Source organism: Clostridium sp. (assembly GCF_018372875.1).
Classification (GTDB): Bacteria; Bacillota; Clostridia; order Clostridiales; family Clostridiaceae; genus Clostridium.
On sequence record NZ_JAHAIF010000002.1, the window covers coordinates 70222 to 92353 of the forward strand.

At 31.3% G+C, this 22132-nt stretch carries 18 protein-coding genes, 2 pseudogenes and 1 other annotated feature; of the genes and pseudogenes, 6 read left to right on the forward strand and 14 right to left on the reverse strand.

Annotation, left to right across the window (positions count from 1 at the left end; translation table 11 throughout):
- Window positions 1-40: 40 nt before the first annotated feature.
- A complete protein-coding gene (locus tag KIB46_RS00995) occupies window positions 41-1813 on the reverse strand; it encodes a M3 family oligoendopeptidase (RefSeq protein WP_156559028.1) in 1773 nt (590 codons plus the stop codon).
- A 147-nt stretch (window positions 1814-1960) separates the two neighbouring features.
- Window positions 1961-3403 carry a deoxyguanosinetriphosphate triphosphohydrolase gene (locus tag KIB46_RS01000; RefSeq protein WP_291670084.1) on the reverse strand — a complete coding sequence of 481 codons (1443 nt, stop codon included), beginning with the start codon at window positions 3401-3403 and terminating at the stop codon, window positions 1961-1963.
- A gap of 126 nt (window positions 3404-3529) precedes the next feature.
- On the opposite strand from KIB46_RS01000, the gene KIB46_RS01005 reads away from it, so the two are divergent.
- A complete protein-coding gene (locus KIB46_RS01005; protein WP_156559032.1) occupies window positions 3530-3940 on the forward strand; it encodes a DUF3944 domain-containing protein in 411 nt (136 codons plus the stop codon).
- A gap of 52 nt (window positions 3941-3992) precedes the next feature.
- Window positions 3993-4475, forward strand: a complete 483-nt coding sequence (locus tag KIB46_RS01010) for a hypothetical protein (RefSeq protein WP_156559034.1) — start codon at window positions 3993-3995, stop codon at window positions 4473-4475.
- Window positions 4476-4560: 85 nt separating this feature from the next.
- Here the strand turns inward: KIB46_RS01010 and KIB46_RS01015 are convergent, their stop codons facing one another.
- The 11 genes and pseudogenes from KIB46_RS01015 to glyA form a co-directional block, all read right to left on the reverse strand.
- Entirely contained in the window at window positions 4561-5751 is a 1191-nt protein-coding gene (locus KIB46_RS01015) for an ABC transporter permease (protein WP_291670088.1), read from the reverse strand.
- A complete protein-coding gene (locus tag KIB46_RS01020) occupies window positions 5744-6475 on the reverse strand; it encodes an ATP-binding cassette domain-containing protein (RefSeq protein WP_291670089.1) in 732 nt (243 codons plus the stop codon). The genes KIB46_RS01015 and KIB46_RS01020 overlap by 8 nt, the downstream gene beginning before the upstream one ends.
- A gap of 158 nt (window positions 6476-6633) precedes the next feature.
- The gene (locus KIB46_RS01025; RefSeq protein ID WP_291670090.1) at window positions 6634-7905 is read right to left on the reverse strand and encodes a dicarboxylate/amino acid:cation symporter; all 1272 of its coding nucleotides are present in this window, start codon (window positions 7903-7905) and stop codon (window positions 6634-6636) included.
- A gap of 162 nt (window positions 7906-8067) precedes the next feature.
- Window positions 8068-10563, reverse strand: coding sequence for a glycosyl hydrolase family 18 protein (locus KIB46_RS01030; protein ID WP_291670092.1), 2496 nt, complete (start codon window positions 10561-10563; stop codon window positions 8068-8070).
- Window positions 10564-10580: 17 nt separating this feature from the next.
- The gene (locus KIB46_RS16345; RefSeq protein ID WP_363289997.1) at window positions 10581-11228 is read right to left on the reverse strand and encodes an immunoglobulin-like domain-containing protein; all 648 of its coding nucleotides are present in this window, start codon (window positions 11226-11228) and stop codon (window positions 10581-10583) included.
- Window positions 11214-13010, reverse strand: a pseudogene (locus tag KIB46_RS01035) (glycosyl hydrolase family 18 protein); the annotation flags it as partial. The gene KIB46_RS16345 and the pseudogene KIB46_RS01035, both read right to left, overlap by 15 nt.
- 204 nt (window positions 13011-13214) lie before the next feature.
- Entirely contained in the window at window positions 13215-15857 is a 2643-nt protein-coding gene (locus KIB46_RS01040; protein WP_291670096.1) for a valine--tRNA ligase, read from the reverse strand.
- A 65-nt stretch (window positions 15858-15922) separates the two neighbouring features.
- Window positions 15923-16130, reverse strand: a binding site (T-box leader).
- A 50-nt stretch (window positions 16131-16180) separates the two neighbouring features.
- Window positions 16181-16690 carry a DUF1648 domain-containing protein gene (locus KIB46_RS01045; protein ID WP_291670098.1) on the reverse strand — a complete coding sequence of 170 codons (510 nt, stop codon included), beginning with the start codon at window positions 16688-16690 and terminating at the stop codon, window positions 16181-16183.
- Between the two features lie 96 nt (window positions 16691-16786).
- Window positions 16787-17032: a hypothetical protein gene (locus tag KIB46_RS01050; RefSeq protein WP_291670099.1), complete on the reverse strand. Its 246-nt coding sequence runs from the start codon at window positions 17030-17032 to the stop codon at window positions 16787-16789.
- A 30-nt stretch (window positions 17033-17062) separates the two neighbouring features.
- Window positions 17063-17188: a CPC_1213 family protein gene (locus KIB46_RS01055; protein WP_271805043.1), complete on the reverse strand. Its 126-nt coding sequence runs from the start codon at window positions 17186-17188 to the stop codon at window positions 17063-17065.
- Window positions 17189-17425: 237 nt separating this feature from the next.
- Window positions 17426-18658, reverse strand: a complete 1233-nt coding sequence (gene glyA / locus KIB46_RS01060) for a serine hydroxymethyltransferase (RefSeq protein WP_156559078.1) — start codon at window positions 18656-18658, stop codon at window positions 17426-17428.
- A 129-nt stretch (window positions 18659-18787) separates the two neighbouring features.
- Between glyA and KIB46_RS01065 the strand changes: the two genes are divergently transcribed.
- From KIB46_RS01065 to KIB46_RS01080, 4 genes and pseudogenes are all read left to right on the forward strand, one after another.
- On the forward strand, window positions 18788-19555 hold the full coding sequence (locus KIB46_RS01065) for a threonine/serine exporter family protein (protein ID WP_156559076.1): 768 nt from the start codon (window positions 18788-18790) through the stop codon (window positions 19553-19555).
- Window positions 19555-20019, forward strand: coding sequence for a threonine/serine exporter family protein (locus KIB46_RS01070; RefSeq protein WP_156559074.1), 465 nt, complete (start codon window positions 19555-19557; stop codon window positions 20017-20019). The genes KIB46_RS01065 and KIB46_RS01070 overlap by 1 nt, the downstream gene beginning before the upstream one ends.
- 389 nt (window positions 20020-20408) lie before the next feature.
- Complete coding sequence (locus tag KIB46_RS01075) at window positions 20409-21284, forward strand: cation diffusion facilitator family transporter (protein WP_156559072.1); 876 nt, start codon at window positions 20409-20411, stop codon at window positions 21282-21284.
- Between the two features lie 70 nt (window positions 21285-21354).
- Window positions 21355-21678 (forward strand): annotated as a pseudogene (locus KIB46_RS01080) (L,D-transpeptidase); the annotation flags it as partial.
- Window positions 21679-21727: 49 nt separating this feature from the next.
- On the opposite strand, the gene KIB46_RS01085 reads toward KIB46_RS01080, so the two are convergent.
- Window positions 21728-22129 (reverse strand): hypothetical protein, encoded by a 402-nt coding sequence (locus tag KIB46_RS01085; RefSeq protein ID WP_291670108.1) that lies wholly within the window; start codon window positions 22127-22129, stop codon window positions 21728-21730.
- Window positions 22130-22132 lie beyond the last annotated feature (3 nt).

Sequence of the window (22132 nt, forward strand, 5' to 3'; positions counted from 1 at the left end):
AGATGTATCTTAAGTATTTTTTGATACATCCCTTTTCTATCTATTTAGTTAACTCTATAAATTGTTCTATATCTTCTTCTATAGTCTTTAGAGAATTTTTCCAGAATTCCTTATTATGAATATCAATTCCTACAACTTTAGTTATATCAGCTATGGCATTTTTACCTGTAATTGAAAGAAGATTTTCATATTCAGTAGTAAATTCCTTACCCTTCTTTAAATACTCAGCATATAATCCCTTAGCAAATAATAATCCAAATGCATATGGGAAGTTATAGAAGTTAGAGTCTGCATAATAGTAATGTGGCTTCCATGTCCACATATATGGATGTAAGTATTCTGGATCTAATCCATCACCATATGCTTCTCTTTGAGCATTTAACATTAATTCTTTTATTTCTTCTACTGATAAAGCACTTTCTCTTCTCTTTTCAAAGAAAGCCTTCTCAAATAAAAATCTAGAATATATATCTACAATAACTTGTGTACAATCTGATATTTCATTTTCTAGAATAGCTAATGCTTCTTCCTTAGTAGCATCTTTTATAGCAGCTTTTTTAATAATAGTTTCGCAGAATGTAGAGGCTGTTTCTGCAATTGGCATTGGGTAATCAGAGTTTAATATCTTTTCATTCTTTAAACACTCTCCATGGAATCCATGTCCAAGCTCATGTGCCATTGTTACAACATCACCAAATTGTTCTCCATAGTTTAGTAAAAATCTACTTTCACCTAAGAAATGAAGGTTATGACAGAACGCTCCCCCTACCTTACCTTCTTTAGGTAATACATCTATCCAGCTTTTTTCAACTGCAGTTTTAGCAAAATCAGCTAAATGGTCACTGAAAGTTCTAAAGTTCTTTTCTACATACTTTGCAGCTTCTTCATAGGTGAATTTCATTTCAGCTTCTGAAACAGGTGCATACATTTCATAGAATGGTAATCCATTTTTGTATCCTAAAAGTTCACCTTTTCTTCTTAAATACTTTCTAAATAAAGGCATACTTTCCTTCATAGCTTCAAGCATTGCATCTAATGATTCTTCATCCATTCTAGAATTAACAAGTGTCATATCAAGAGGTGATTTATATCCTCTTAAATCACATACTGTTAAAACCTCACCTTTAATTCCATTTAAGGCTGCTGCTACACCCTCTTCAACTTTTTTATATGATTCAATTTCAGCAAAATAAGCTTTTCTTCTTAATTCTCCATTTGGATCATAAGCCATATTTAATACCACTGTTAAAGGTAACTCTTTCATTTCACCATCTATTTCTATGTCCACCTTTAAGTTAGATATTAAATTATCCTTTAATTTTAGCCAAGCATTTGATCCTGTATTCTTCATTTTAGAAATTATAGATTCTTCCCTATCTGAAAGAAGGTATTTGCTCTTTTCTATTATTTCTTTAATGTAAAATTCATGTTCTTTTAAAATTTCTGATCCCTTAATAACAGTATCAATATCTTTTATATTACTAATCCATCTTTCAAGCTTTGTAGTTGCTTCAACAATCTCAGTAAGTTTACTATCTAGTATATCAGAATATCTTAGTCCTTCTGAATTTTTAGTATCTGCACTTAATGTAAGAGAAACAAAAGCCTCAAGCCTACCAATTAGCTCAGATAATTTTGAAGATCTTTTTATATATTCTTCAAGCTTTGGCCTTACATTACCTTCCTCACAAACCACTTCATCAGCCCAAGTATTTAAAGACTTTATACTTTGGTCTAACTTATCTAAATCATTTTTGAATTCTTCACTTTCAAATGAAGGATATATTTCCTTCAAGCTCCAATTTAATTCCATATTATCCCTCCTTAACAAATAATATAATACCACAATTCATTATTAAATTACCATTCCTTTTTATTTTTTTATATCATATACTTAATTTTATCTGCATTTTTTCATGTATTTTGTATTTTCTTATAATAATAATGAAAATTTAATATTTTAAATCCTCATACCCAACAATTCATGATAAATATAAGCAGCATATGAATCTGTCATACCACATATAAAATCAGTAACTAATAATAATCTACAATATTCTTCGCTACAATCCTTTTGCTCAATACTATGTTCACATACAAATCTATAATTTTTAGAAATAAGGGAATATAACTTTCCATCATAGCCATCATAGGGCTTTACATCCTTATTTAATACAACAGGTATAAATGTATTAAGCAAAAATTCTATTATTTTATACCCTACAATTTCATTAGATACAATTCTATCATTATTATATACATATTCATTAGATATCCTTCTTAAAAAGGATGATACCTTATTTGCTTTAGAGTTTTCTATAAGATTCCCCTTATATTCTCCCCTCATAATCTCATCATAGGAGGATATAAATTCTTCCGAAACACAATCCTTAAAGTATCTATTTAGCTTTATTATAAATGACTTTAGGGCATACTCTCCTGGATCTTCATATCCATATTCCTCTTTTGCAATATCATAGTTCTTAGAAAGATAGAAAGATAAGCTTTCCTCAAGGGTTTTCTCTTCATATCCTTCTTCCTTTATAAATTCCCTATATTTATTTTTAAATAATTCATGTGAGAATATTTTCTTGCTAAACGCATCTTCTAAATCCCCTAAAAGATATGCAATATCATCAGCCGCTTCTAATATATACACTAATGGATTTCTGTTTTTACCTATCTTTGTACTATTAATTATATAATTAAAGGTATTCTCCTCTGCTTTAAAATATCCAATCTTCTTTCCACCAAATTTCTTGTTTCCAAGTTCTAAAGATGATATAGGATACTTTATAATTGAATTTAACACTCCAGTTGTAAGATTCATTCCATATCTATCTATAACAAAATGTAACTTAGTCAAAATTCTAAGACCTTGAGCATTCCCCTCAAAATTCAAAAGATCTAATGCTTCTTGCCTTTCTAATTTAAATTCATATTCCTCAAATTTAAAACAGAAGCTTCCATCTCTATTTTCTTTTAACTTAGAAGCAAACCATTCTCTAATGGCAACCTCCCCAAAATGTCCAAAGGGTGGATTTCCCAAATCATGTATAAGTCCTGCACAAGATAACACATTTCCTATTTCTTCTACCATTTGAAAGTCTATTTCGTCATCTGTTCCTTTAGTTAAAGGAATTAACTGTAACCCTATAATCATCCCCAAAGATTTTCCAATTGAAGATACCTCTAAAGAGTGAGTTAACCTAGTTCTAACAAAATCTAACTTCTCAAGAGGAAATACTTGAGCTTTATCTTGAAGTCTTCTAAAGGATGCACTAAAAAGAATCCTATCATAGTCATTTTCAAACTCATCTCTACCATCAAAATTCTTTTTGGCAGATTTATATTCTTTAATTCTATTTTTATTTAAAATATCATTCCACTTAAATCTAGTCATAAATATCATCTTTCCTCATTTTTCAATTATTTATTATATTTTTTACAATATAACTAAAGTTATACTTATCATAAAAATGGAAATAATATTATAGACATTACTATAAGTATTTTTAGGAGGATATAAATGAGTTATAGATATGATCCTGATTTAGAATTTTTACAAAATTGTTCTAATGATGACTTAGAAAAGCTAGCTAACTATCTTAACTTAAAAGATTACAACAATAAGAATACCCCTTGGACCTATATAGCTGAAGATATACAAAAGTTAGGGGAAACTTCGCTGCAAGATTACTTCTTAAATGGCTCTGTTTATTATAAAGATATGCTTATTGATATATGTAAGAAACTTAAGATAAATTTTAATTCCAATTACCCAACAGAAAAAATAGAAAACTGTTTATTAAATGAAATTAAGGAAAACTCAATAGTATACTCAGATTTTCAATCTGAAATATATAAACAAATAATGCCTTCTTGTATTCAAATTGCTTATATACGAAATAAGTACAACAACTCTGTGAATACTCATTAATTGTTTGTCACATACTAATTTTGTTCAAAATTATATATAGAGGTGAATACAAATGATAAAAAAATATGTAAGTGCTATAGCATTATCTCTTGCTTTAGTTAGTGGATCTTCTGCCATAATAGCAAGTGCTGTAGAATCTCCAAAGGAAACTACAACTGTTACAGCTCCAGAATCTGAAAAAAAAGATGCTGAAAATAAGGAAGATAAGAGCAGACATCATAAGCATAAGTGTGGAAAAGAACGTGCTGCTGAAGATATTAAGATGCTTTCCAAAGCTGAAAATTTAAAATTATTATCTGATGATGATAAAAAAACACTTGGAGAAATCAATAAATGTTTACAAGAAAATAATGATCTTTCTAAAGATCAAATTAAGAAATTAATATCAATAAAAGATAAGGTAGCCAAATGTAAGTTAGGTGATAAAGATTACGCAAAATTTAAAGAGCTACTAAAGAAATCCAAAAAAGATTGCTTGAAGGATGATGAAAAGAAAGAGCTAGATGGCTACTTAAAGAAAATTTACTGTAAATAATTTAAAACAGGAAGGCCCTGCCCTCCTGTTTTTCTTATAACTAAATATTTATATATTCTTATATTTATATGTTTTTATATTTATCTTAACTTCTAAAGACAACTTCTTCCCTTGAGAACATTATTTTAGCAACTACAACAGCACAAACAACATATACTATTTGCCATCCTAATACAAAAAGAATATGCTGAGAATTAAAAATTCCAACCATAGCTTCCTTTATAACACATACAGAATTAATTATTGGTATGTGGAAGAAAAATTCATTAATACTTTTTGCATCTAAAAACATTGGAATAAATGAAAGTATCATCATAGGCATCATTAATCCAGAAAGATAAGTATTAGCTTCCTTTGTACTTCTAGCAAATAAACTTATACATATTTGTAGTGCACAAATTATAACTATAAGTAGTAATGAAAAAACTACTGTTAAGGCTATAGACTTTCCACTTAGTGAAAAGGCTATTTCTCCTCCTCCTGACAATTCAGAAATATATTGTTTAAATGAAATCCACAAAGATATCATGCTAAAGCATAATGTAATTGCTCCCATTATACAAAGGCTACCTATTTTACCCCAAAGTATTGAACTTCTGTTTCCCGATGTAGATAAAAGAGGTTCAAATGTATTTTTCTCCTTTTCTCCTGCTCCTAGTTCAGATGCAAGTCCAAGTGTTAAAGATAAAAGAAGTAATACAACCATGCTTGGTAACATTCCTGTCATATAATTTCCCAATTGATTAATATTACCATCTTTACTTACTCCAGATTTTATATCAAGATTAAAAGGGGTTAAAATTTCTTCTTCTATACCTTGTTCTTGTAATCTTGAAGTTACTATTTGTTTGCTATATGCCTCATAAATAGAAGATACAATTCCTGCTGCAGCTGTTGACTTATTAGATTCATCATCCATTAACATTTCTACATCAGTAACTTTTCCACTAGCTATGTTTGCATCAAAGTTATTAGGTATATTAATTATTAACTGTATATCTCCATTTTTTAAGGCTTCTGATGGATTTTCTACATCTTCAATTATTATACCCTCTTGACTTTTTAATAGGGCTGCTATACTTGAGTTCTTATCACCTTGAAGTACAATTCTACTTTCCTTCTGTGCTTCAGTTGTTGAGCTAGTCATAGCTGTTGACATAACCTTAAACATTAAAGGATATATAAGAATAGGTAGAATTATTGTAAAAGCTAAGGTTTTTCTATCTCTAATTATGTCAGTTAATTCTTTCTTTAAAACTGTTAAGAAATTACTCATCCTTATCCCCCCCAATCAAAGATACAAATACCTCTTCTAAATCTTCTGTATTATACTTTTCCTTAAGTTCACTTATTCTCCCCTGCTCTACAAGTTTACCCTTATGAATAATAATAACTCTATCACATAGTTTCTCTACCTCAGCCATGGAGTGGCTAGAAAATAAAATAGTTTTATTTTCTTCTTTACACTTCTTTATAAATTGGTGAACAACCCTAGTAGCTCTTACATCTAAACCTGTACTTGGTTCATCAAATAACATAACTGATGGATTATGAACTATTGAACGAGATATAGATACCTTTTGCTTCATCCCTCTTGAAAATTTACCAACCTTTTTATCAATATAATCTTCCATACCAAAATCCTTAGAAAGCTCATCTATCCTTTTGTTTGCCTCATGATCTTTAATTCCAAAAAGGTTAGCAAAATATCTTATGTTCTCTCTTCCTGTAAGTCTATCATAAAGCCCAATATCTCCGCCAAAAAGTATTCCAATTTCTCTTCTTACCTTTTCAGGTTCCTTTGAAGCATCGTAGTCATTTACTTTAACTTCCCCAGAAGTAATTTTTAGCATTGTTGATATCATTCTAAGGGTAGTTGTCTTTCCTGCTCCATTCTCCCCAAGAAGACCAACTATCTCCCCTTTATTTACCTTAAAAGAAAGCCTGTCTACAACTACGTTATCTTTAAATTTTTTACTTAATTCCTTTACCTCTAGCATACTCTTCCCTCCTCTTATTAGTAATATTTTACTATACTCTATTTATTTCATCAAACTTATAGCTTCATAGTAATATGTCTTAATACTTTATTCTTCAGTATATAAAAAAAAGAACTACAACCAATTTATAAACTTTGGTTATAGTTCTTAAAGTTATGTTATTTACATTCTTTATCCACTATGTAAGCTGCAAGTCCAGCTCCTGTTACATTAGTAAGGGTTCTTGCCATGTCTATTATTGCATCCACACCTAAAATAATAGCCATACCTTCTATTGGAAGTCCTAATGTTGTTAAAATAAGTGTTGTTGACATTGTAGCAGCACCTGGAACTCCAGCTATTCCTACAGAGCCAACAACTATAGTTAAAATCATTAAAATATAGTGAGTTAATGTAAGCTCAATTCCAAATACATTTGCAACAAATATAGCTACTACAGCTGGGAAGACCCCTCCACATCCATTCATACCAACTGTGGAACCTAATGAAGCAACAAAACTTGCTGTACTACTTGATACACCAATATTATCTTCTAATGATTCTATAGTTACTGGTAATGTTCCAAAGCTACTTTGAGTTGTAAATGCAACCACTTGTGCTGGCCATATTCCTTTAAAGAATTTAATTGGACTTCTTCTTTTAAAAATCAATATAAACAAACTATGTACAATAAGAATTTGAAAAGCTAAAGCTAAATATATTGCTACTACAAAAGTTAAAAGTGGCATTAATGTACTTACACCATTCTTTGCTCCTACAGCTGTCATAAGACCAAATACTCCAAATGGTGTTAATCTTAGTACAATTCTAGTTATTCTCATTAATATTGTACTAAATGAATTTATGAAAGCCTTAAAAGGTGCTACCTTTTCCTTATTCTTTTTCTCTTCCATAATAATTGCAAAAGCTATAAATAATGCAAAAATTATAACTGGTATAATTTGTCCTTCAGCCATTGATTTTATAGGGTTTGTTGGAAGCATATCATTAAATACCTCCATAAAGCTTGGAATTTCCTTAGGAACAAAATTTTCTCCTCCTTCAAATACTATACCTTTTCCAACAGAAAAAATGTTTCCAAATATAATACCAACAATTCCGGCTATAGCTGTTGTTCCTAAAAGCATCCCCATAGATTTAATTCCTAAGGATTTTAGTTTACTGCTATCCTCAAAATTAGATATACTGTTAATTATAGATACCATAACTAAAGGAATTACAACCATTCTAATTAATGAAATATATACCTTTCCTATAGGTTCTACAATTAGTGAATTCTCCTTTAAAGTTAACCCAAAAATCAGCCCTAATCCTAACCCAATTAAAGTTCTTACTGAAAATGAAACTTTTCTTTTATTAAGGTACCAAAGTAAAACTAAGGCTAATATAGCAAATACAATAGCTGCTACTAATTCAATATTAAACGTCATTTAAACTTCCTCCACTTATCTTTTGTAACTAATAATTTAATTCATACTATTTTACTATGAATAGATTATATTAGATAACTTATTTCATGTCAAATACTTAATTAATAAATTTTTATACATCAGAAAAGGGTAAATCAAATTGATTTACCCCTTAATAAAATACTAACTAATTTTTTCCCATGCTCCCCATTCTGATGCTCCTGGTATTTCACCTTGAGTCCACCATTTACATTTATAAGTTTCTCCGTTATAAACAACTATATCTCCACCAGTATAAATTGTCTTAGAGTCGTAGGTTGGATATTTTTGATCTTCAACGGTTATATTACATGAAACTTCTGCCTTACCACCATCTTTGTCTACAACAGTGTAAACTAATTTATATACTCCTGCTTTAGAAGTATCTACAGTTCCTGATACTTTAATGGCATTAGTTAAATCTCCATCTTCCTTATCTGTTGCCTTTACCCCACTTAATGGATTGAAAGTTGATCCAACCTTTACAGTTTGATCTTTAACTCCAGTAATTTCAGGATTTGTATTTACTACAGGAGCATCCTTATCAAAAACAGTAACAACTCTTGTAACTTTTGTTTCTTTGCCACTACTATCTTTAACAGAATAAGTTAAAGTATATTCTCCTGCCTTTAAGGTATCTACAGTTCCTGCTACTTTAATTGCACTAGTTAAATCTCCATCTTCCTTATCAGTAGCTGTAACACCACTTAATGCATTAAACTTATCTCCTAAGTTTATAGTAATATTTCCTGCTCCAGATATAACTGGTGCTGAGTTTGTATCCCCCCAAATTGTTTGCCTCATAATTTCAGGAGATGTTTGATACATTCTTTGTGATACTTCAACACTTATAATACTACTAGTATCTTCTATAGCTTTATCTAAATTCAAATCAAAAGTAAATGTTGTTCCTGGTTTCATTAACTTACCATCTGACATTGCACTAAAGTCTATAACGTAGTAATCTCCTTCTTTTGAAACTGGTCCTGCTGGATATTGTGAACCTGTAATTTCTACCCCATCAGTCTTAATATAAACCTTCATATTCTTAACTGTTTTAGCTGCAGTTTCAACACTTGATAATACTTCACCAGACTCACTTAACTTTTCATTATTTTTTATTGACATATTTAGTACTCCGCCAGTTCCCCATGATTGAGTTACTGGAGTTACTGTACAACTTATATCAGGATTTGTATATTTTACATCATACTTAGGTAACTCACCAGAACCAAATAAGGCTTCCTTAGTAGCATTTGTTAACTCATCTCTCTTAGTAGATGTTGTAGTAGCATCTTGTGATGCCATCCAAGCAATCATACCACCAAGATTATTTTCTTTAACATATTTAGCTTTTTCTTGAATTGACCTTACATTATCGTAAGTAAAGAAGGCACCTGTTTCTGGGTTATATAAATATGGAGCCTTAGCACTATCATCCCAGTACTCTTTTAATCCAGTATACTTAGCCTTTAACTTATCTAGAGCATTATATCCCCATACTCCACCAGCTTTTCCACCTTCACCATTCTTCAATGGAGCTTCATTAAGTGCACCTGGTGTTGGTGTAAGGTCTGCATTCTTATTAACTACAGCAGCTTCTCCAAAAAGCCCTGGATTTTTTGGATCAACGCCCTTATCTGAAACTTGTTCCCATCCACGTGTATAGTATGCTGCACCAACAACTATTTTTTCTCTTTCTGCACCTTGAGATATATAATACTTAATACTTTCATCTACTGAAAGCCCCTTATATTCCTCTGGAGCATTAGGATTTGTATATAATGCAGTTTGATGACCACTTGTTGTACTCCAAGCTCCTGCCATATCATAAGTCATTATATTAGCAAAATCTACTATATCAAATAGCCTATCAACATCTATACCAGCCTCTATTTTAGACACTCCTGCTGGCAATGCTACAGATAATTCATAAGTTTTTCCTAGCTCTTTACCTTGCTTATTTAAAGCATTCTTTAAATCTTGTAATAACAAGATGTAATTCTCCTTGTCTTGTGGACTTGCATTTGGTGTTCCTTCATCGTTTGTATTATCAGTCTTATCAGGCTCTCTATAGTCACCAGGATACTCCCAGTCTATATCAACAAAATCCATATTTGTATATTTAATAAACTTCATAACATTTTCTACAAATTTAGCTCTTGTTGAAGCATTTGCAGCTATTGTTGAGAAGTCTCCAGACTTAGACCATCCACCTAAAGATACACCTATCTTTAAGTTAGGATTTTCTGCTCTTAACACTTGGAATGCATTTAAGATACCACCATTAACATCACCATAAGTTACACCTGCATTTCCTAATGGATGTCCTGTAGCTGCATCTTTATCACAATAAATTAACTCACCTGAAGCGTTAAAATCCATAAAAGCAAAATTTAAATGTGTTAATTTATCTGCTGGTATATCCTTTGGATAGAAATTCCCTTGTCCTCCCCAAATAGACCAGTCACCATAATACATTACATTTCGTAACCCTGTAGTAGCTTGTGAAGTAACCTCAGTTTTATTGGAAGACTGAGTTAAAGCATTAATTGGAATGCCATTAGTTAACAATAAAGCAGTAATAGCACTGAATGCAACAAAAGTTTTTAAATTCTTTTTTAACTTTCTTTTTGCCATATTATCATCCTCCTATATTAGGATATTTTTTCCCATGGTCCCCATTGAGAACCAGGCGCTTGTCCTTGAGTCCACCACTTACATTTATAAGTTTCTCCATTATAAATAACTATATCGCCACCAGTATAAATTGTCTTAGGGTCGTAAGTTGGATATTTTTGTTCTTCAACAGTTATATTGCATGAGACTTCTGCCTTGCCACTATCTTTGTCTACAACAGAGTAAGTTAATTTATATACTCCTGCTTTAGAAGTATCTACAGTTCCTGTTACTTTAATTTCACTAGTTAAGTCTCCATCTTCCTTGTCTGTTGCTTTAACCCCACTTAATGGATTAAATGTACTTCCAACTGTTATGGTTTGATCCTTAACTCCAGTAATTTCAGGATTTGTGTTTATTATAGGTGCATCCTTATCAAAAACAGTAACAACTCTTGTAACTGTAGTTACTGCACCTTTACTATCTGAAACTGTGTAAGTTAAAGTATATTCTCCTGCCTTAGTACTATCTACTTTACCATTAATGGAAATTTTACTTGTTAAATCACCATCTTCACTATCTGATGCTTTAACTCCATTTAAAGGATTAAAGGTATCTCCTAAGTTAATAGTAATATCATCAGCACCTGAAATAACTGGTGCTTCATTACTACCTATTGGGTTCATTCCATTAAATGTAATATTTCTTACTCCTGAGAAACACAACCCAATCATACCTTGTATTGTAACTGTAGCCCCTGAAGCAATATTTTGCCATCCTCCTGAGGTTAGTGTTACTCTTGCAAAGTCACCCTTATCTTCTACACTATAAGTGCCTCCCCATGAAGACTTATATAAAGCAGACTTTGGTAAATCAAATGATACAGTCCATCCTCCCTTAATTTCTTCACCAGTATGATTAGTTATATTTAAGTAATAGGTGTAGTTTGGATGATCATAATTACCTGTAAGATTAACATCTACATTAATAGGTTCTAGAGATGAATTAGAATCTTCAGGTGATTTTGTGCAGTCACCCATCTTTGTTAATCCTTCACTTAATCTCTTTGTTAAGGTATCACCAAATGTATACTTTCCTTCATTAACATCTGTTGAGCCTTCTACATAATTTGGATTTAAGCCATAGTCACCATTCATTACCCAAATTAATGCTCCTCCAAGATTTTTGTCTTTAATATAATCTAATCTTGCATCTATAGATTTTTCGTTTTCAAAGGATAAGAATACCTTTTCATTGTTTTGCCAAACATATGGAACCTTAGAAGTATCATCCCAATATACTTTCAAATTAGGATCATTCTCCATAAGGTTTAATACGTGCCACAAAGGGTTTGCTCCTGCTGGTTCTAAATTGCCATCACCATCAAGGTCATCTCCCCATATATTGTATTTTCCTGATGCTGGAGTTTTACTTGTTCCATGAAGTCCATTAGTACCACCTTGAACATTCTCCCATCCTCTTGTATAGTAAGGAATACCCATTAAGATTTTTTCAGAAGGTAAAACACCTCTGTAATATCTGTATGCCCAATCCATACATAAGGTTGGCATTATTTGAGTTGCTGTTTCTCTATCTTCTGCATTTGGATATATACCAGCTAAATGTTCAACATACTCATTCCAACCACCATGGTAGTCATAAGACATTACACTTAAGAAATCTAGGTATTTAGCGTAAGAATTATCACTTACACCACCTAACACCCAAGGAGATGCAGTAACAGCAGCAGTTAACAAATAATCTTTTCCATCTTCTTTAGCTGCTTCATCTATCTTTTCTCTTAAAGTTTTTATTAAGATATTATATCTTTCGTTAAGCTTTGATCTTCTTGGTTCTGAAAGATCAAAATCATCTGGATTTCCTGATTGGCTTGTAGCTGAAGGATATTCAAAATCAATATCTACTCCATCAAATCCATATTGTCTAATGAAATCAACACATGAATCAGCAAAGGTATTTATTCCTGCATCTGTATCTAGCATAGTATAAAAACCTCTTGATCCTGCCCAACCACCAACAGAAATTAACAAATCTACATCTGGGTAACTTTTCTTCATAGTCTGTAGAACATTAAAATGTCCTTTATAAGGTAAAGAAGGGTCTAATTCTACTTTCTTTCCCTTATAACTCAGGTCATATCCTGCAAAATCCTCTTCAATAGCAGCATGTTTATCTCCTAATGTAATTTTATTAGTTGATGGATCAACCATTGCAAAGGAATATTGGATATGAGTTAGAGAGTCCCACTGCAGATCTGTTGCATTAAAGTATCCTTGAGCTTCACTTGAATAAGCCCATTCTGGAAAGTATCCCACTATTTTTCTCTTAAGGTCATCTGATTTTTTTTCATTTGTAACGTTAAGCTGTTTATTATCTTCTGCTTCCGTTGCACTAGTACTAACTGTAATTCCTGCTGACGTTAGCGCAACTACTAAAAGTGTAGACAAAAACTGTTTAAACCTTCTAGTTTTCATCCTTCTCCTCCTTTAATAGTTTTTTGAACTTAACGTTCTATTTTTATTGTAGAATATTCAGAATATTTATTCAATTACTTTTTGTTAATTTTTCCCTTAAAATACAAGGTATGTATTTCGAAACTTAAAAAGGTGCTATAAGATTATATCTTATAGCACCTAAATAAAGCATATTTTTTAGTTTAAAGCATCTATTCTTCCTTTTACAGCCTCTAACATCTCAACATACTTTTCTCTTTTAGCTTTTTCTCCATCTACAACTGCTTGTGGAGCCTTAGCTACAAATCCTTGGTTATTAAGCTTCTTGTCAATTCTTTCAATTTCACCTTCAAGCTTCTTAACTTCTTTATTTAATCTTTCAAGTTCCTTTTCCTTATCTACTAAATCAAGAAGTGGCATAAATAATTCTCCACCCTTAACAACAACAGATACAGCGTTTGCTGGAACTTCTGACTTATTAGCTATAAATTCAACTTCTGAAGCTGATGCAAGCTTTTCAATATAAGCTGTTCCTGCCATAAATGCATTCTTAGCTTCTTCTCCAATATAGCAAATAACCTTTGCTTTTCTTGAAGGTGGAACATTCATTTCAGCTCTTACATTTCTTAAAGCCTTAACACCTTCTATTACATATCCCATTTCAGTTTCAGCATCAGCATTATTTAGCTCTTCTGAATATTCTGGCCATACTGAAGTTGTTATAGTTTCTTCACCAGTTAAGTGAGTGTAAATTTCTTCTGTGATAAATGGCATTACTGGGTGTAATAATTTTAATCCTGTAATAAGAACAGTATTTAATACGTTATAAGTTACTCCCTTAGCCTTTTCATCATCTCCGTAGAATACAGGCTTAACAAGTTCTATATACCAGTCACAGAATTCTGTCCACATGAAGTCATATACCTTTTGTAATGCGATACCAAGTTCAAACTTATCCATGTTTTCAGTAACTTCTTTAACTAATGTATTCATCTTAGATAATATCCACTTGTCAGCTAATGAATATTCCTTGCAATCTGCATACTTATTCATAACTTCCTTATCAAGATTCATCATAACAAATCTAGATGCATTCCAAATCTTATTAGCAAAGTTTCTTGCAGATTCAACTCTTTCTGGATAGTATCTTATATCATTTCCTGGAGCATTACCAGTAACTAGCATGAATCTTAAAGCATCTGCACCATAAGTGTCTATTACTTCAAGTGGGTCAACACCATTACCTAGGGACTTACTCATCTTTCTTCCTTCTGAATCTCTTATAATACCGTGGATTAATACAGTATCAAATGGAGTTTCTTTCATGTTATGAAGACCTGAGAATATCATTCTAGCAACCCAGAAGAATATGATATCATATCCAGTAACTAATGTACTTGTTGGATAGAAGTATTCTAGATCTTCTGTTTTTTCTGGCCATCCTAAAGTTGAGAAAGGCCAAAGTGCTGATGAGAACCATGTATCTAAAACATCATTTTCTTGAGTTAAGTTTTCTGATCCACACTTAGAACACTTACATGGAGCAACTTCTGCAACGTTTATTTCTCCACAGTCTCCACAGTACCATACTGGTATTCTGTGTCCCCACCATAATTGTCTTGAAATACACCAATCTTGAATGTTTTCCATCCAGTTGAAGTAAGTCTTTTCAAATCTTTCTGGTACAAACTTAGTCTTCTTTTCTCTAACTACATCTATAGCTGGCTTAGCTAAAGATTCCATTTTTACATACCATTGATTTGATATCATTGGCTCAACTGTAGTTCCACATCTATCATGAGTTCCTACATTATGAGTGTGAGGCTTAACTTTTACAAGTAATCCTTGCTCTTCTAGGTCTTTAACCATAGCTTTTCTAGCTTCATATCTATCCATGCCTTGGTACTTTCCACCTAGTTCATTTATAATTCCCTTATCATCCATAACCTTAATTTGTGGAAGGTCATGTCTTAAACCAACTTGATAGTCATTAGGGTCATGAGCAGGAGTTATTTTAACTGCACCAGTACCAAATTCCATATCAACATAATCATCTGCTATTATAGGAATTTCTCTATTTGTTAAAGGTAGGATTAACATCTTACCTACTAAATCCTTAAATCTTTCATCATTAGGATTAACTGCAACAGCTGTATCTCCTAGTAATGTTTCAGGTCTAGTTGTAGCTATTTCAAGTGAACCTGATCCATCAACTAATGGATAGTTAATGTGCCAGAAGAATCCATCTTGTTCTTCATATTCAATTTCTGCATCAGATAGTGCAGTTTGGCACTTAGGACACCAATTTGTTATTCTGTTTCCTCTGTAGATTAAACCTTCATTATATAATTTAACGAAAACATGCTTTACAGCCTTATCTAGGTGTTCATCCATAGTAAATGCTTCTCTTGTAAAGTCAGCAGAAACACCCATTTTCTTTAATTGTTGTCTTATCTTTTCTCTATATTCTTCAGTCCACTTCCATACTTCTTCAAGGAAAGCTTCTCTTCCCATTTCCTTCTTATCTAAACCTTGCTTTGCAAGTTCATTAGCAACTTTAACTTCTGTTGCAATTGAAGCATGGTCTTCACCTGGTAACCATAAAGTACAGTAACCTTGCATTCTCTTAAATCTTATAAGCATATCTTGAAGTGTATTATCAAGTGCATGCCCTAAATGAAGCTTACCAGTTATATTTGGTGGCGGCATTACTATTGAATAAGGCTTTTTACTCTTGTCTATTACAGGTGTAAAATACTTATTTTCTTCCCAAGTCTTATAAATTCTATCTTCAAACTCTTTAGGATTATAAGTTGTAGATAATTCTTTGTTTTCTAACATATTAATTCCTCCTTTAAGTTAATTGCTTTCTTTATTTTATAAAATAAAAAAGAGCCTTCAATCCAAAAAAGGACGAAGACTCGCGGTACCACCTTTATTCCCACTTTCATGGGCTCTTAATTAAATAACGATTTAGAAAAACCGTCTTTAGCTACTTAAATTTCACTAAAGAAGCTCAAAAGCTACCTTCAAAACCTTCCATATAAGGGCTTACACCTTTTCCCTCTCTCTTTGATACTTTCAGTTTTTACTCCTCTTTATCACTGCCATTAAAAATTATTAATTTATTTCATAATATATTATTCCACTTTTTTTGTCAATGTTTACTTTAACTTATACATTTTATATATTTTATATCCTAAAGTTATAAGTAAAACTACAACAAATACTATAGCAGACCATACTGCTAGTCCTTTAGCTTGTCCTAATGCTACTTGAATACAACTCCACTCTAAAAATGCAAAAAATAATACCATTTCTGTATTCATATAATTTATTAATTCCCTAGCATTTCTATACTGATTTTCTGCATTTTCTCTTGTAATCTTAACGATATAATTATATCCATTAGGAAATAAAGTAAACACCATCATTAATCCATAAGTTATGGTACATAATATAGGAAATATCATAAGTGCTCCTTTATTTCCCCAATTATCTACTTCACCTGTTCCATTAAAATGAACTGGAATTTCTTTTGGTAAGTCTCCCCAAGTGATAACTAAGTATACAATTGAAAATAAAATTCCCAGTACTCCTATGGCTATAACAACCTTTTCCCATAACTTATATTCAACTTTTATCTCAGGTCTTATTGAATCATAATCCTTCATTCCATCACCCCTATAATTATTATATTACTAACTAAAAAGAAAAGGGAGTGTATATTGGTTCTAGGTAGAACAAATATACACTCCTTCATACTAAAATCACTTTATATTTAATGCATTAAATATGGCATTAAATTCTTCTTCATTATTATTTATTAATTCAACTAACTTTTCTTTTGCACTTAAATCTTCACCACTTATTATTCCTCCAGCAAGTCTGTGAAATTCACCAAAAACTTTAGAATTATTCTTTGCAAATTCCTCTATTTCAGGTATATGCCTTTCACTCTTTGTGGCAGTTTTCATCCATTCAAGTAATTTATTAATTCTTTCTTCCTTAGTCATTTTATATCTCCTTATACTTAAATGTAGATATTACTTAAAAGTTCTTGGAGTAAATTCATCACCTTTAGCTTTAGGTTCTCCAAAAACAGCTCTAGAGCTTTCTGCTTGTGGATCATGATTTATGTGTACTTTATTATTTGTTTTCTTTTTTCCCATAATATCACCTCAATTATAGGTTGTTCTTTTTAGTAAGATTTATTCTACTTAAATTATGAATAACTATTTTATTACCTCTCATAATTTTATTTTATGAACAAAAAAGGTAGAGTAGATATTTATTTTGTTTGTTCCGTCGCTACGCTCCAAGTCACATCAAAACAAATATCCACCCCACGCGTACTAAAGGTAAGGAAATCATAAAAGAGGCTCATATATATATGAACCTCCTCTATTCTAGTACAATGGATGTTTGTCACAAAGAGCTTCAACCTTTTCTCTTAAAGTAGACAGATCTCCTTCTCTATTTTGTATTGCTTCATCTATTATTTCAGCAATAACTTTCATATCTTCTTCTTCAAAGCCTCTAGTAGTAACTGCTGCAGTACCAATTCTAATACCTGATGTTACAAATGGGCTTCTAGTTTCATTTGGCACTGTATTTTTATTAACAGTAACTCCAATTGTATCTAAAAGATTTTCAACTTCTTTTCCTGTTACATCCTTATTATTTAAATCAACAAGGATTAAGTGGTTGTCAGTTCCATCAGAAACTAATTTAAATCCTCTATTTACAAGTTCTTCCCCTAAAACTCTACAGTTATTTACTACCTTTGTCATATATTCCTTAAAGCTAGGATCTAAGGCTTCCTTAAAGCATACTGCTTTACCAGCAATAACATGCATTAAAGGGCCACCTTGCATACCTGGGAATATATTTTTATCTAAATCCTTAGCATACTTTTCTTTGCAAAGGATTAATCCTCCCCTTGGTCCTCTTAAAGTTTTATGAGTTGTAGATGTTACAAAGTCAGCATATGGTACTGGTGATGGATGTAACCCAGCAGCAACTAGCCCTGCAATATGAGCCATATCAACCATGAAATATGCACCAACTTCATCTGCAATTTCTCTAAACTTTTTAAAATCAATTATTCTTGCATAAGCACTTGCACCAGCTACAATTAGCTTTGGCTTACATTCTAATGCAATTTTTCTTACTTCATCATAATTAATTCTTTCAGTTTCTTTATCAACTCCATATGATACAAAGTTAAATAATCTTCCTGAAAAATTAACTGGTGATCCATGAGTTAAATGTCCACCATGACTTAAGTCCATCCCTAAAACAGTGTCCCCTGGTTTTAAAATTGTGAAATATACAGCCATATTAGCTTGTGAACCTGCATGAGGTTGAACATTTGCATGCTCAGCACCAAAAAGTTCCTTAGCTCTATTTCTAGCTATATCTTCAATTTCATCAACAACGTAGCAGCCCCCATAATATCTCTTTCCTGGATATCCTTCTGCATACTTATTTGTTAAGTATGACCCCATTGCTTCCATAACAGCTTCACTAGCAAAGTTTTCAGATGCAATAAGCTCTATACCTTTTTGTTGTCTGTTTAACTCTTTTTCCATAAGAGCGTAAACTTCTTCATCTACCTTTTTTACATTATCAAAATTCATTTTTCCACCCCAATCTAGTTTTTAATAAATTATAGTCTTTATTATAGCAATTATCAACCAAAATTTATATAATATTTTCTTCTTATATGCTATAATACTTAAGTAATTTTTACTTTAGGAGTGATATATATGGATATGAACAAGCTCCTACATGTTTCTACATATGCTGGTAGAATAATGCTTGAAAGCGGTGCTGAAACATATAGAGTTGAAGAAACAGTATGTAGAATATGCTATTCCTTTGGGGTTGATGAAGCTGATAGTTTTGTAACTCCTACTGGAATAATGGTTTCAATTTGCCATGACAATAAAACATATTCTTTAATAAATAGAGTTAAATCAAGAAGCGTAGACTTAAATAAAATAGATAGAATTAATGAACTTTCAAGAGCTTTACAAAGTGAACCTATGGATTTAAGCCATATTTTAAAACTACTAAAAGAAATAGATAATGGTGAAAGATATTCTGTCCCTCTTACTTTAGCCTTTTCTGCACTTGCAGCAGGTACATTCTCCATTCTTTTTGGAGGAGGCTTTAATGACCTTTTAGCTGCTACTTTTATAGGTTTAATAATAAAAATAGTGGCTATAAAGTTCCAAAAACTATCTATAAATGAATTCTTTATTAATTGTATTGGAGGGGCTATTGCTGCTTCACTTACATTACTTTTAGTTATACTAGGATTTAACATTAATATAGATAAAACCATAATTGGCGCTATAATGCTTCTTGTACCTGGACTTGCAATTACAAATGCAATTAGAGATACCATAGCTGGTGATTTCTTAGCAGGGTTAACTAAAGCAGCTGAAGCTTTTCTTATAGCTATATCAATTGCTGTTGGCTCAGGTGCAATATTAAGTTTCTGGATTAATACTTTAGGAGGTAGTATATAATGACAATGGTTTTTATTCAAACTATGGCATCCTTTATTGCTTCCTGTGGTTTTGGAATTATATTTAATATAAAGGGGAAAAAGCTGTTTTTTGCAGCTATTGGTGGAGGTCTTAGTTGGTTTGTATATGCATTAGGTCTTCATTTAAATATTTCTACTATTAGCTCTTTATTTATTTCATCTATATGCTTTAGCATATATTCAGAAATATTTGCTAGAATATTAAAAACTCCAGTTACCACCTTAGTAATATGTTGTCTTATTCCACTTGTTCCTGGAGCAGGAATGTATTACACAATGTATGAAGCAATTACTGGAAATGTAACTGGCTCTTTAGAACTTGGATTAAATACACTAGCCTCATCAGGCACTCTAGTTCTTGGTATTATTTTTGTTTCTACAATTACAAGGTTAATAAATAGAAGGAAGAGTAAAAAAAATTTATTAAATAAGAACAACCAATAGAAGAGAAATTTCATAAAAATTTCTCTTCTATTTTTACGTCTAGGAAATCCATATTTATTTTTCTGTGACTTGGAGCTTACTATAAAAAAGGAAAATGTAAAATTCTTATATATTTCAGTTGAGAATTATAATGACATTTTGAAATAAAAAAAATTATAAGGTCAAAGATAATAATTTTATAGTTTCCTTACCTTTAGTACCAAGGAAATAGATATTTATTTTTCTGTGACTTGGAGCTTGCGACGGAACGAGAAAAATAAATATCTACTTCCATTTTTTCAATTGATAACTACTATCACACTCTACTTTTGTAACACTCACTATATTTATTAATATTATATAAAGATAAATATTTTTTACTTATCAATTGAGAACTAGGAGATGAATTTATGAAAGATGAAGGATTAAATATTGGGGTACGTGTAAGTAAAAACACTATTATAGGAAACTTTATCTTAGCATTTATAAAAATACTAATAGGTTTTATAGCTAGAAGCACTGCTATGGTTGCAGATGGAATGCACTCTCTTTCTGATGTAGTAACAACAATAGGAGTTATTATTGGTTTAAAGCTATCTCATAAGGAAGCTGATAAGACTCACCCTTATGGTCATGAAAAAATAGAAAGTATAACTTCATTATTTCTCGCTACAGTTCTCTTTCTTGTAGCAATTAGCATAGGATATTCTGGAATAATCAAAATAATTAACCATAGCTATGTTACTCCTGGATTTTCAGCTATAATTGCAGCTATTACTTCAATTATTGTAAAGGAATTAATGTATTGGTATACAATAAAATATGCTAATAAAATAAATAGTCCTTCTTTAAAGGCTGATGCATGGCATCATAGATCTGATGCATTATCATCAGTTGGAGCTTTAATAGGTATATTGGGCGCTAGAATAGGTTATCCTTTTTTAGATCCCCTAGTTGCAATAATTATAGCCTTAGTAATAATTAAAGTTGCTTTTGATATTTGTAAACAAAGCATTGCACAATTAATAGACGAAGCTGCTTCTGAAGAAGATGTCCAAGCTATAATTGATAAAATCAACTCAATAGATGGAATTTATGAAATAAAAAATTTAAAAACAAGACAGCATAGCAATAAACTTTATGTTGATGTTGATATATCTGTGGATGCTACACTAACTGTTGAGGAAGGTCATAACATTGCTTCACATGTTCATAACTTAATAGAAGAAGATTCAAGAATAAAGCATTGTATGGTTCATGTAAATCCTTACTATAAAAACAATTAATGAGGTGTAAATTGAAAATAATTAATTATATATCAAAAAAGTTTTATAGAGCTTCTCCAAATTATACTGATTTAAAGGCAAAACTAATAGCTGGACACTAGTACACAGTTATTTATGTACAATAGGTAAAGCCTCTACTCCAACACCTAAAGGAACATATACAGTTGGTATTAAAGGGTTATATTTTGGAGTAGAAAAAGGCTATAAATGCTGGTACTATACTCAATTTAAAGGAAACTATCTATTTCATTCAATAATTTATAATTTAGATGGTTCAATAAGAGATGGAAGATTAGGAATGGCTCTTTCAGATGGATGTGTAAGACTTACAAAAGTAAACGCTAAATGGATATATGACAATATTCCAGAAAAAACAAAGGTTATAATAAGCTAAAAAAGTTGTACTGTAGAAAATATTTTTTATTCTCTACAGTACAACTTTTTTATATAATATCTAATTTTACTTCTCCATAAAAGTTAGTAAATTTAATGCTTGCATTTATTCTAGTTTTTACATCAGCAGTATATTCAAACTCTTCACTTTTTCTATCATTAAGAATTAAATTGCCACTCTTATCTTTAATAGTTACAAGTACCTCTCCCTTTTCTTCTTCTACATTAAGTGATACCTTCACTTTTTTATTTGGTTCAAGTAAAAAGCTTTTGTTTTTTTCTCCAGTTAGATCCCTACATTCCTTAAAGAATATTGAGCCCTTATTTTCCTTCTTAACTGCAACACCTATTAATGCTGTACTACCTCCTATACCTATGGCTGTTTTATATGCTACAAAGCCTATTACAAACAAAGCTGCTGCTAACATAAGTAAAGCTATTATTGTACCCATATA

Bases quoted from the DNA above. Each gene is read 5' to 3' on its own strand.
- KIB46_RS00995 (WP_156559028.1), bottom strand. From the start codon at position 1,813: ATGGAATTAAATTGGAGCTTGAAGGAAATATATCCTTCATTTGAAAGT.
- KIB46_RS01000 (WP_291670084.1), bottom strand. From the start codon at position 3,403: ATGACTAGATTTAAGTGGAATGATATTTTAAATAAAAATAGAATTAAA.
- KIB46_RS01005 (WP_156559032.1), top strand. From the start codon at position 3,530: ATGAGTTATAGATATGATCCTGATTTAGAATTTTTACAAAATTGTTCT.
- KIB46_RS01010 (WP_156559034.1), top strand. From the start codon at position 3,993: ATGATAAAAAAATATGTAAGTGCTATAGCATTATCTCTTGCTTTAGTT.
- KIB46_RS01015 (WP_291670088.1), bottom strand. From the start codon at position 5,751: ATGAGTAATTTCTTAACAGTTTTAAAGAAAGAATTAACTGACATAATT.
- KIB46_RS01020 (WP_291670089.1), bottom strand. From the start codon at position 6,475: ATGCTAGAGGTAAAGGAATTAAGTAAAAAATTTAAAGATAACGTAGTT.
- KIB46_RS01025 (WP_291670090.1), bottom strand. From the start codon at position 7,905: ATGACGTTTAATATTGAATTAGTAGCAGCTATTGTATTTGCTATATTA.
- KIB46_RS01030 (WP_291670092.1), bottom strand. From the start codon at position 10,563: ATGGCAAAAAGAAAGTTAAAAAAGAATTTAAAAACTTTTGTTGCATTC.
- KIB46_RS16345 (WP_363289997.1), bottom strand. From the start codon at position 11,228: ATGAACCCAATAGGTAGTAATGAAGCACCAGTTATTTCAGGTGCTGAT.
- KIB46_RS01040 (WP_291670096.1), bottom strand. From the start codon at position 15,857: ATGTTAGAAAACAAAGAATTATCTACAACTTATAATCCTAAAGAGTTT.
- KIB46_RS01045 (WP_291670098.1), bottom strand. From the start codon at position 16,690: ATGAAGGATTATGATTCAATAAGACCTGAGATAAAAGTTGAATATAAG.
- KIB46_RS01050 (WP_291670099.1), bottom strand. From the start codon at position 17,032: ATGACTAAGGAAGAAAGAATTAATAAATTACTTGAATGGATGAAAACT.
- KIB46_RS01055 (WP_271805043.1), bottom strand. From the start codon at position 17,188: ATGGGAAAAAAGAAAACAAATAATAAAGTACACATAAATCATGATCCA.
- glyA (WP_156559078.1), bottom strand. From the start codon at position 18,658: ATGAATTTTGATAATGTAAAAAAGGTAGATGAAGAAGTTTACGCTCTT.
- KIB46_RS01065 (WP_156559076.1), top strand. From the start codon at position 18,788: ATGGATATGAACAAGCTCCTACATGTTTCTACATATGCTGGTAGAATA.
- KIB46_RS01070 (WP_156559074.1), top strand. From the start codon at position 19,555: ATGACAATGGTTTTTATTCAAACTATGGCATCCTTTATTGCTTCCTGT.
- KIB46_RS01075 (WP_156559072.1), top strand. From the start codon at position 20,409: ATGAAAGATGAAGGATTAAATATTGGGGTACGTGTAAGTAAAAACACT.
- KIB46_RS01085 (WP_291670108.1), bottom strand. From the start codon at position 22,129: ATGGGTACAATAATAGCTTTACTTATGTTAGCAGCAGCTTTGTTTGTA.